Source organism: Sphingobium lactosutens (genome assembly GCF_013393185.1).
Classification (GTDB): Bacteria; Pseudomonadota; Alphaproteobacteria; order Sphingomonadales; family Sphingomonadaceae; genus Sphingobium; species Sphingobium lactosutens_A.
Map to the genome: position 1 here is coordinate 273,078 of NZ_QJQX01000037.1, position 10,968 is coordinate 284,045.

The following is a 10,968-nucleotide window of genomic DNA, read 5'->3' on the forward strand; positions in this document are numbered from 1 at the left end:
AGCGCGCAGCCCATGGGTAGTGGGCAGCGAAGAAGGATAACAGGGCAAAAGCCCATCGAGGAGAAGCCGTTTGGCAGGGATCGCGTTGGAGCCGGAAGGCAAGGGCATGCTGGACGCCTTGCCCCTGTCCTCCTTTCAGGTATGGGCTGTGCTGATGATTGCCGCGACCGTCGTTCTGGACGGTCTGGACAATCAGATGCTCGGCCTCGCCGCCCCGTCCCTGTTGAAGGAATGGCAAATCAGCCGCGATGCGCTGGGTTTCGTCTTTGCGCTGGGTTTCGTAGGCATGGCGGTGGGTACGCTGACATCCGGCTTCATCGGTGATCGGTTCGGCCGGCGCGGCGCGCTGCTAATCGGCGTGGCCATCTTCGGCGTGGCGACGCTCGCCACCGGCTTTTCGGTCGAACTCTGGCATGTCGCCGTCCTCAAGACGCTGGCAGGCGTCGGCCTTGGCGGCGTGCCCGGCACGGCGAGCGCCATGATCGCCGAATTCACCCCCGCCCGCTGGCGCAGCGTCGCCGTCACCTTCGGCGTGGTGTGCGTGTCGATCGGCGGCATATTGGGCGGCGTCGCGGCTGCTGCCATCCTTCCTGTGCTGGGCTGGCGCTGGCTCTTCTATCTGGGCGGCCTGCTCACCATGGCCTTCGTCGCCCTGCTCTGGTTCCTCCTGCCGGAATCGCCCCGTTATCTCGCCGAACGGCCCGATCGCCGCGCGGAACTGGACGCGATCCTGCGCCGCATCGCCCATCCCGATCCGGCCTCCGTCCAACCGGCGGAGAAGGTGGATGGGAAAGCGCCCTACACCCCCTTCAGCGCCTTGCTGAAAGGCACAATGCTGCGGGACAGCCTGGCGCTCAGCCTCGCCATGTTCTCGGGCATGTTCATGATTTACCTCATGTTCAACTGGGCGCCGACCATGCTCTTCAGCGCCGGCTTCGGTCTCCAGACCGCCAGCCTCGGCCTCACCAGCTTCAACCTGGGCGGCACGATCGGCGCCATGTTCGCCAGTCTCGCCATCATCCGCTTCGGATCGCGCCCCACGCTGATCCTGATGGCGATCACCGGCGCGGGCGTCTGCGCGCTGCTGGCGCTCCTGTCCATCGACGGCGGCCGCAACGAACCGGCAGTCCTCGCCGCTCTCGGCGCGCTCGGCCTGTTCGCCAGCGCGGCGCAGTCGGCCATGTTCGCAGTCGGCGCGCACGCCTTCCCCACCGCCGTGCGCGCGCGCGGCCTGGGCCTGATGGGCGCAGCCGGCCGCGCCGGCGCGATCGTCAGCGCGGTCGCCGGCGCCTCCCTGATCGGCGGCGGCAATATGGGTTTCTTCGGCGTTCTTGCCGCCCTGATGCTGGTCAACGCCCTTGGTTTCATCGCCGTGCGGGGTCATGTCCCCCGGCTCGGCCGACAGGATGTACGCGCATGAGCGACTATGACTATATCGTGATCGGTTCCGGATCCGCCGGCAGCCTGATGGCCAACCGCCTGTCCGCCGATCCGGCGAACCGCGTCGCCCTGATCGAAGCCGGCCCGTCCGACCGCAATTGGCCCGTCAACGTCAAGACCGCCATGCCGGTCGGCAATATCTTCCTGCTGCCGCACGAAAAATATAATTGGAAACAGTCGCTGGCCGGCAACGAAGCCGTCAATAACCGCCAGATCAACTTCCCGCGCGGCAAGCTGTTCGGCGGATGCAGCGCCATCAATGGCGGCGTCTATATTCGCGGGCAGAAGGCCGATTATGACGCATGGGCGGACGCAGGCAATGCCGGCTGGGCCCATGACGACGTCCTCCCCGCCTTCAAGGCGGTGGAAAATTATCACGGTCCCGACCAGCCCTGGCACGGCAAGGGCGGCGAACTGGACGTCGAAAAGCCCAAAAGCTGGAACCCGATCGCTACCGCCATCGTCGATGCCGCCGCACAGGCCGGCCATCACCGCAACACTGATTTCGCGGGCGAGCGGCAGGACGGTTTTGGCCGCTACGACCTCAACCAGCGGAACGGCACCCGCCTCTCCAGCGCCCGCGCCTTTCTCCATCCGGCGCTCCATCGCGAGAATCTGACCGTCCTTGACGAAACCATGGTCCGCCGCATCCTCTTCGATCGCGGCCGAGCCAGCGGCATCGAGATCGAGAAGGACAGCGCCCGCCGCATCCTCACCGCCCGACGGGAGATCATCCTGTGCGCCGGCGCGACCAACTCGCCGCAACTGCTGATGCTCTCAGGCATCGGTCCGCAAGATCATCTGCGCGACATGGGCATCGACCTCATCCATCACCTCCCCGGCGTCGGCCAGCATTTGCAGGATCATCCGACCGTCCATGTCGCGATGGAAAATCCGTCGGGTGAATCCTACGCCATCTCGCCCAAGGCGCTGCCCCGCATCCTCGCCAGCCCCTTCCGCTACCTCTTCAACCGCACCGGCATGCTGGCGTCCAACGTCGCCGAATGCGGCGGCTTCCTCTGCACCGATGGCAGCGGCCGGCCGGATATCCAGATCACCTTCCTAGTCGGGCTGAAGATCGACGCCCGCTCGGTCCCGCGCCGCCACGGCTATATGGCGCTGATCCAGCTGCTCCGCCCCAAAAGCGCCGGATCGGTCCGCTTGGCGACCAACCGGCCGGAGGACAAGCCGGTCATCGACCCCAATTTCTTCGCCGACCCCTATGACATGAAGACCCTGATCGCCGGCTTCCGCGAAGCCCGGAATATCTTCGCTCAGCCCTCGCTGGCCGCCATGACCGGCGCGGAAATCGAACCCGGTGCCCAGCATCAGAGCGACGCGGAGATCGACGCCGCCCTGCGCCAGATCGTCAACACCGCCTACCACCCGACCGGCACAGCCAAGATGGGGCCAGACAGCGACCCCATGGCTGTTGTCGACAATCGCCTGCGCGTGCGCGGCGTTGCCGGCCTGCGCGTGGTCGACGCATCGGTCATGCCGGAAATCATCAGCGGCAACACCAGCGCCCCTACCATGATGATCGCCGAGCGCGCCGCCCGCTTCATCCTCGAAGACGCCCTTCGATCCAATATCGCCGCCTGACCGGCCCGGAGAGACTTATGACCATCACCACCATCCCGCCTCGCCCCGCCCTACTCGATCGGCCCGAACAGGATATGCTGATCGACGGCCAGCGCGTGCCGGCCTTGTCGGGCAAGCGGTTCGAAACCCGCAATCCCGCCACTGGCGAATTGCTGGCGCTGGTGGCGCAGGGCGATGCGGCGGATGTCGACCGCGCGGTCCAGGCAGCCCGCACCGCGCTCTCCGGTCCCTGGGGCCGCATGAAAGGCGCGGAACGGCAACGCATCATGCTGCGCCTCGCCGATCTGGTGGAGGCCCATTATGAGGAACTGGCGATGCTCGACACGCTGGACCTCGGCGCACCCTACAGCCGCACCATATTGGGCAAGGCGCGCGCCGGTAGCTTGCTGCGCTACTATGCGGGCCAGGCGACGCTGATCGCCGGCGAAACACTGGACAACAGCGCGCCCGGCGATGTCCTGTCCCATACGTTGAAGGAACCGATCGGCGTCGTCGCGGCGATCAACCCCTGGAACGGCCCGATCGGCATGTCCGTGTGGAAGGCCGGCCCGGTCCTCGCCAGCGGCTGCACCCTCGTCATGAAGCCGGCCGAACAGACGCCGCTGTCCGCCCTGCGCTTTGGCGAACTGTGCCTTGAGGCGGGCGTGCCCGAAGGCGTCATCAACATTCTGACCGGCATGGGCGATGCCGGCGCGGCGCTCTCCTCTCACCCCGGCGTGGACAAGATCGCCTTCACCGGGTCGACCGGCGTGGGCGAGAAGATCCTGCACGCCGCCGCCCCCACCATGAAGCGGGTCACGGTCGAACTGGGCGGCAAGTCCCCCAATATCGTCTTTGCCGACGCGGACCTGGACAAGGCGGTGCCCGCCGCCGCCATGGCCGTCTTCGCCAATTCGGGCCAGATTTGTTCTGCCGGAACCCGCCTCTTCGTCCAGTCCTCGATCCGCGCCGAGTTCATGGAGCGGCTCGCCGCCTTTACGAAAACGATTAAGGTTGGCGACCCGCTGAACCCGGAAACCCAGATCGGCCCGGTCGTTTCCGCGCTTCAGATGGACAAGATATTGGGCTTCATGGACAGCGCGGTGGCGGAAGGCGCCAGCGCGCTGGCCGGCGGCGGCCGCCTGTCCGGCGCCGGTTATGACAACGGCTATTTCCTTGCCCCCACCATCTTCGACAATGTCACCGACGACATGACGATCGCGCGGGAAGAGATTTTCGGCCCGGTCCTGTCCGCCTTCTCGTTCGACACCGTCGAGGACGTGCTGGAGCGTGCCAACGCCACCCCCTTTGGCCTCGGCAGCGGCGTATGGACCCGCGACCTCGCCACCGCGCACCGCATGGCGCGCGGGATCAGGGCCGGGTCGGTATGGGTGAATTGCTACCAGATGCTCGACCCCGGCGTCCCTTTCGGCGGCTATGGCATGAGCGGCTTCGGCCGGGAGTCCGGTCCGCACCATATCGAGGATTATCTGGAAACCAAGGCGGTGTGGATCAAGCTGGATTGAGAGGCGCGCGCGCGGACAGGCGCTTAGACCCAGCCCTCCCCGCGCAACCCCACAACCTCCGCTTCTTCCACACGGCGCGTCGCCGCATCCTTCACCAGATCCAGAAACCGCCGCTGGATAGCGGTAGGGCGCCAGCTACGGCGCGTCGTGATGCCAACCAGGCGACGGCTGGTTTCCAGTGGCGGGCCGACCTGCGTCAGCAATCCGCTGCGGATTTGCAACGCCACCTGATCGGGCGACAACAGGGTCAGGAAATGCCCTTCGGTCAGCAGCCGGCCGATAATCATCACCGATCCGCATTCGATCGGTGTCGGAGGCTGTGGCTGATCGGCGAACAATTGCTGCCATTGTTCGCGCAGCGGCGAATTGGCGGGCGCGACGATCCAGGGATAGGCAGCCAGTTGCGCCATGGTCGGCGCCGAGACCTGCGCCAGCGGATGCCCGCTGCCCGCCGCGATCACCAGCCGGTCCTCCACCAGCGGCATCTGGTAAAGGTCGGCAATCTCATAAGGCCGCAAGGCACCTACAATCATGTCGATCACGCCATCGCGCAGCGGTTCGACCAGTTCGCGCCAGCTGCCCTCCAGCACCTTGAACGCCGCGCGCGGCTCCTCCCGCGTCAACCGGCCCATCGCGGCCGGCACCAGATAGGGCCGCGACAGCGGCAGCGCACCGAACGCAATCAGTTCGCTGCCGCTGCCGCTATCCAGCCCCAGGTCCGCGATCGCCGCCGAAATTTCCGCCACAGCCAGCCGTGTGCCCCGCGCCAGCCGCTTGCCCGCCGGATTGAGCCACACCACGCGTCCCCGCCGCTCGACCAGCTTGCCGCCGATCATCTGCTCCAGATCGCCGACCGCGCGATGCACCGCCGTCTGCGACAGGCCGGTGCCCTGCGCGGCAGACGCGAAACTCCCCGCCTCCGCCAGCGCCAGAAAGGCGCGCAACTGTGTCATCGTCATCAGTCGCTCGGGATGCAGGAACACCGCCGACAGGCCCTTCGCCCCAGCCGACAGATGTTCCAAAGCCGCCTGCGCACGCTCGATCACGATCTCTCCCATCGGAGTCGCGACCATGCCGCCCGATCGCCGCTCGAACAGCGTGTATCCGAACTGCCGCTCCAGCTTGGCCAGCCCCTGCGTCAATGCCGGCTGCGACAGGCTGACCGCGTCGGCTGCGGCGGTGATGCCGCCATGCTCCCGGATCGCGAGCAGGGCGCGCAGGTGCCGCAGGTTGAGATCAAACGGGTCGGTGGACATCAGCGCTGCATCCTAATGCCTGCCGACAGGAACGCCAGCAGGGATAGAAGATTTGAATGGACTGACCATTTATCAAATGGTAGGACCATTAATGACGAAAAAGCGATTCAGCTGTCCAACTCATTGTCTCACTCATATAGGAGGGGAAGCCCCGTGGATTTCGAACTGCCCGACGATATCAAGGAATTTTGCGACGTCACCCGCACCATTGTGCGTGACCTGCTGCCCTATGAGGTCGAATTTCAGGAAACCGGCATGGTCCCGCCGATCGTCCGCCAGACGCTGGTCGACAATGGCTATTTCGGCATGGCCCTGCCCGAAGCCTATGGCGGCCTTGGCCTCGGCGCATTGGCGCAGGCGGCAGTGCAGATAGAACTCGCCCGCCTTCCTCCCCAATTCTGGACCGAACTGCGTCCGCTGATGGGGCCGGGGGCAAAGAACATCATCTATCATGCCAGCGAGGAACAGCGCGCTGCCCTGCTCCCCGGCATGGCCACCGGCGAAATCCCGATCGCCTTCGCGCTGACCGAACCCAATAGCGGCTCCGATCCGGGGTCGATGCGCACCACCGCCGTCCGCAATGCCGACGGCTGGCGGATCAATGGCAGCAAAACCTTCATCTCGAACGGGAAGAAGGCGAAATATGTCATCGTCTATGCCTATACCGACAAGGCAGCGGGCGCCCGCAACGGCATCTCCGCTTTCCTGATGCCGGCCGACACCCCCGGCTTCTCGGTCACCGGCACGATCGAACTGATGGGCACCGCATCGCCCGGCGTGTTCGAACTCAGCTTCGACGAATGTCAGGTGCCCGCCGACGCGCTTCTGGGCGAAGAGGGCCAGGGCTTCCGCTACGCGCTCGAAGGCCTCAATGAAGGCCGCATCAATGTCGGCGCCACGGCGGTCGGCATGGGCGAATATGCGCTGGAACTGGCGATCGAGGAATCGAAGGTCCGCCCGGCCTTTGGCGGCGTCATCTCCGAATTCCAGGCGATCCGCCACTATCTGGCCAATATGGCGACCGACATGCGCGCCGCCCGCCTGATGCTGCTCGACGCCGCCTGGCGTTACGATCAGGGCGACAAGAGCCGCGAACGAGCCTCCATGGCCAAGCTGTTCGCAACCGAAGCGGGCAGCCGTACCGTCGACACCGCCGTCCAGATTTTCGGCGGCAACGGCTATTGCCGCGGCTTTGCGGTCGAGCGCCTCTATCGCGACATCCGCATCACGCGGATCTATGAAGGGTCCTCGGAAATCCAGCGCAACACCATCGCGCGCGAACTGCTGCGTTAAGCGAAAAGGGGGAGGGCATTTCCCCTCCCCCAATCGTCAGATCAGTTGCCCTGCCGTCCGCAGATCCGCGAGCGCATCATCGGACAATCCCAATTCCTCGCGCAGCAGCGATGCGCCATGTTCGCCCAGTTCCGGCACCAGATCGCGCGGTTGCGCCCGCGATCCGCTCATACGGAACGGCGGATTGGGCACGGCATAGGGACCGGCTGCATCATGGATCGTCGTCCATGCCTCCCGCGCGGCAAGCTGCGGATCATCCAGCACCTCCGCCATGTCCCGATAGCGCGCGCATGGCACGCCATGGCTGGACAGGATCGCCTCCGCCTCCGCCGATGTCCGCTCGATAGTCCATTGCTCGGTCAGGCCCAGCAATGTCGCCCAATTGGCGTTCCGATCGGCATTGGTGCGAAAACGGGGATCGTTGCGCCATTCGGGATGACCGACCGCATCGCTCAACTGCTCGAAATTGCGCGGACTGGTCGGCGCAACCATGATGAAGCCGTCACTGGTCCGCAGTGGGGAATAGAGCGGCCGCCGCGCGCCGCCGGGAAATTGCGCTTCCTGCACTTCGAACACCAGCATGCCGACCATTGCCTCCAGCATCGACAGGTCGATATGCTGCCCCTTCCCGGTCTTTTCCCGTTGATAGAGCGCTGTCTGGATCGCACCGAATGCATGGGTGCCGCCCAAAACATCAGCCACGAAAATACCCCCGGTCGCAGGGCTTTCGGCATCATCCTGATAATGGAGATTGACCATGTCGAAGCCGCTCGCCGCATGGATCACCGGCGCATAGGCAGGATGATGCGCCTTCGGCCCCTCCTGCCCGTAACCGGAGATCGAGCAGTAAATCAGCCGCGGGTTGATGGCTGCCAGCGTCGCATAATCCAGCCCGAAGCGTTGCATCACACCAGGCCGGAAATTTTCCACCACCACATCGAACCGTTTCACCAGTTCCAGAATCAGCCGCCGGACCTCCTGCGATTTGAGGTCGCAGGCAATTGACCGCTTGCCTGCGTTCAGATGGCCGAAATAGGCGCTATGCCCATCGCGCACCGGCGGTCGGGCACGCACCTGATCGCCTTCCAGCGATTCCACTTTCACTACATCCGCGCCCAGATCAGCCAGCATCCGTGTCGCGAACGGCCCCGCCATCACACTGGTGAAATCCAGCACTTTTACGCCTGCCAGGGCGTCGCCCTTTGTCGCTGCCTGTTCCTCAGCCATGCCTCATCCTCGATAGACCAGAAATATTTAATGGTCCTACCTATCGCATGGCGTTTGCAGGCGGTCAATCTGGGCGCGCGCCCTTCGCGCGTGCTTTCCCGACCTTTGCCGGGGCATCCTGCGCTTTGAGATTTTTGCGGACATGGCGATGGACCCGTTCCAGATGCTTGCGCATTTCCACCGCAGCGGCGTCCGCATCGCGCGCCCGCAAATGCCGAACCAGCTTGAAGCGGGATTCGATCAGCGCCTCCTGCAAAGTCTCATAGTCCGGCCCCTGCACGAACTCGTGCAGAATGGCGGAAAGCGAGTCCACGAAAATGCCGAACATGCGATTCTTGGTCGCGCGTGCCAAAACCCGATAATAATCGGCGGCACATTCGTAGCGCGCCTCGACACCATTTTCCTGTCGGGTTCGTTCCGCAATAGCCTCCAACTCAGCGAAATCCGCTTCACTGGCCCGTTCGCAAGCCAGCCTGACAATGATATCCTGCGTCGCCAGCCGTGCCTCTGTCAGCTCATCAAGCGAAACATTGCCGAGGTGAACATAATCCTGCATCGCTTGTACGATCCGGTCTGGTTCGGCCGACTGGATGAACGCTCCGCCCTTCACGCCCTTCACATTACGGATGATCCCCGCCACCTCCAGGCTGCGCAGCGCTTCGCGCAAGGCGCTGCGGCTGACCTGGAACTCCGCCGCCAGCTCGCGCTCCGCCGGCAGTTTATCACCGGTTTTCAACGTGCCTGCCGCCAATTGCCCGCGAATCTGCTCGCAAATGACCTCGAAGGCGCGCTGCGTCTTGATCGGCGCGAAGCTGGGAGCGGGAGACGACGTTTTCATGACGGATAAACCTCTCGAACAGGAAAGCTGACGCTAGCTCCCTCCACTTCATTCGGCAATGGATGGACCAACTTGCTTGACAACAACCTTTATATTTTTAATGGTCCTACCATTAAAGGAGGATGTTGGAGATGAAGATCCTTGTGCCCGTAAAGCGGGTGATAGACTATAATGTGAAGCCTCGGGTGAAGGCGGACGGGACGGGCGTTGATCTGGCGAACGTGAAGATGAGCATGAACCCGTTCGACGAGATCGCGGTCGAGGAAGCCATTCGCCTGAAGGAAAAGGGCGTGGCGACCGAGGTGATCGCGGTGTCGATCGGCGTGGCGAAGGCGCAGGAAACGCTGCGTACCGCACTTGCCATGGGCGCGGACCGGGCGATCCTGATCCAGACGGACAATGAGGTTGAACCGCTGGGCGTGGCCAAGCTGCTCGCCAAGGTGCAGGAAGAGGAAGGCGCTGGCCTCATCATCCTGGGCAAGCAGGCGATCGACGATGACAGCAACCAGACCGGCCAGATGCTCGCCGCGCTGCTGAACCTGCCGCAGGGCACCTTCGCCAGCAAGGTCGAGGTCGAGGGCGACAAGGTCAGCGTGACCCGCGAAGTCGATGGCGGCCTGGAGACGGTGAAGCTCAACACCCCGGCGATCATCACCACCGACCTGCGCCTCAACGAACCGCGCTATGCCTCGCTGCCCAACATCATGAAGGCGAAGAGCAAGCCGCTCGCGACCAAGGCGCCTGCTGACTATGGCGTCGACATTGCGCCGCGCCTCGAAACGCTCAAGGTTGCCGAACCGCCCAAGCGCTCGGCGGGCGTGAAGGTCGCCGATGTCGATGAACTGGTCGCGAAGCTGAAAGCTCTGGGAGTTGCCGCATGAAGACGCTTGTGTGGGTTGAACATGAGGGCGGCGCCGTCAAGGACGCCACCCTTTCCGCCGTCACCGCCGCTGGCAAGCTGGGTGAAGTGCATCTGCTGGTCGCCGGGCAAGGCGTTGGCGGCGTGGCCGAGGAAGCCGCCAAGATCGCGGGCGTGGGCAAGGTCCATGTCGCCGACGACGCGGCTTTCGGCCATGCGCTGCCCGAGAATGTCGCGCCGCTGATCGTCGAGCTGATGGGCAGCCACGACGCGTTCGTCGCGCCGGCCACCAGCAACGGCAAGAATATCGCGCCGCGTGTCGCGGCTCTGCTCGACGTGATGCAGATCAGCGACATTCTCTCGGTCGAGAGCGAGGACAGCTTCACCCGGCCGATCTACGCCGGCAACGCGATCGCGACCGTCAGGTCGAAGGACGCCAGGAAGGTCATCACCGTGCGCGGCACGGCCTTCGAGAAGGCGGCCAGGGAAGGCGGCAGCGGCACGGTGGAAGCGGTTGCTTCGACCGGGGACAAGGGGCTTTCCTCCTTCGTCGGCGCCGAAATCGCCAAGCTGGAGCGTCCGGAACTGACTTCGGCCAAGGTGATCGTCTCGGGCGGCCGTGCGCTCAAGGACGGCCCGACCTTCGAGGAAGTGATCTTCCCGCTGGCGGACAAGCTGGGCGCGGCGGTCGGTGCGAGCCGCGCCGCTGTCGACGCGGGCTATGTGCCCAACGACTATCAGGTCGGCCAGACCGGCAAGATCGTTGCGCCCGAAGTCTATGTCGCGGTCGGCATCTCCGGGGCGATCCAGCATCTCGCCGGCATGAAGGACTCCAAGACCATCATCGCCATCAACAAAGACGAGGACGCACCGATCTTCCAGGTCGCCGACATCGGCCTCGTCGGCGATCTCTTCAAGATCGTGCCCGAGCTTACCGAAAAACTGTAA

The 10,968-nt window shown here is 64.4% G+C and carries 9 protein-coding genes; 6 read left to right on the plus strand and 3 right to left on the minus strand.

What is annotated here, in order from left to right; genetic code table 11:
- Positions 1-70: 70 nt before the first annotated feature.
- The 3 genes from DM806_RS08925 to DM806_RS08935 are packed head-to-tail and all read left to right on the plus strand — an operon-like array spanning position 71 to position 4,547.
- A complete protein-coding gene (locus DM806_RS08925; protein ID WP_256869173.1) occupies positions 71-1,420 on the plus strand; it encodes an MFS transporter in 1,350 nt (449 codons plus the stop codon).
- Complete coding sequence (locus tag DM806_RS08930; protein ID WP_179042872.1) at positions 1,417-3,042, plus strand: GMC family oxidoreductase; 1,626 nt, start codon at positions 1,417-1,419, stop codon at positions 3,040-3,042. The genes DM806_RS08925 and DM806_RS08930 overlap by 4 nt, the downstream gene beginning before the upstream one ends.
- 17 nt (positions 3,043-3,059) lie before the next feature.
- A complete protein-coding gene (locus tag DM806_RS08935; RefSeq protein WP_179042873.1) occupies positions 3,060-4,547 on the plus strand; it encodes an aldehyde dehydrogenase family protein in 1,488 nt (495 codons plus the stop codon).
- 23 nt (positions 4,548-4,570) lie between these two features.
- Here the strand turns inward: DM806_RS08935 and DM806_RS08940 are convergent, their stop codons facing one another.
- The gene (locus DM806_RS08940) at positions 4,571-5,803 is read right to left on the minus strand and encodes a LysR family transcriptional regulator (protein WP_179042874.1); all 1,233 of its coding nucleotides are present in this window, start codon (positions 5,801-5,803) and stop codon (positions 4,571-4,573) included.
- A 153-nt stretch (positions 5,804-5,956) separates the two neighbouring features.
- Here DM806_RS08940 and DM806_RS08945 point away from each other — a divergent pair, with 153 nt between their 5' ends.
- Complete coding sequence (locus tag DM806_RS08945) at positions 5,957-7,096, plus strand: acyl-CoA dehydrogenase family protein (RefSeq protein ID WP_179042875.1); 1,140 nt, start codon at positions 5,957-5,959, stop codon at positions 7,094-7,096.
- A 36-nt stretch (positions 7,097-7,132) separates the two neighbouring features.
- Here DM806_RS08945 and DM806_RS08950 read toward each other — a convergent pair whose 3' ends face one another.
- Positions 7,133-8,323 (minus strand): CaiB/BaiF CoA transferase family protein, encoded by a 1,191-nt coding sequence (locus DM806_RS08950; protein WP_179042876.1) that lies wholly within the window; start codon positions 8,321-8,323, stop codon positions 7,133-7,135.
- A gap of 64 nt (positions 8,324-8,387) precedes the next feature.
- The gene (locus tag DM806_RS08955) at positions 8,388-9,161 is read right to left on the minus strand and encodes a FadR/GntR family transcriptional regulator (RefSeq protein WP_179042877.1); all 774 of its coding nucleotides are present in this window, start codon (positions 9,159-9,161) and stop codon (positions 8,388-8,390) included.
- 131 nt (positions 9,162-9,292) lie between these two features.
- Between DM806_RS08955 and DM806_RS08960 the strand changes: the two genes are divergently transcribed.
- The gene (locus DM806_RS08960) at positions 9,293-10,042 is read left to right on the plus strand and encodes an electron transfer flavoprotein subunit beta/FixA family protein (RefSeq protein WP_179042878.1); all 750 of its coding nucleotides are present in this window, start codon (positions 9,293-9,295) and stop codon (positions 10,040-10,042) included.
- Positions 10,039-10,968, plus strand: a complete 930-nt coding sequence (locus DM806_RS08965; protein WP_179042879.1) for an electron transfer flavoprotein subunit alpha/FixB family protein — start codon at positions 10,039-10,041, stop codon at positions 10,966-10,968. Before DM806_RS08960 ends, DM806_RS08965 begins: the two co-directional genes overlap by 4 nt.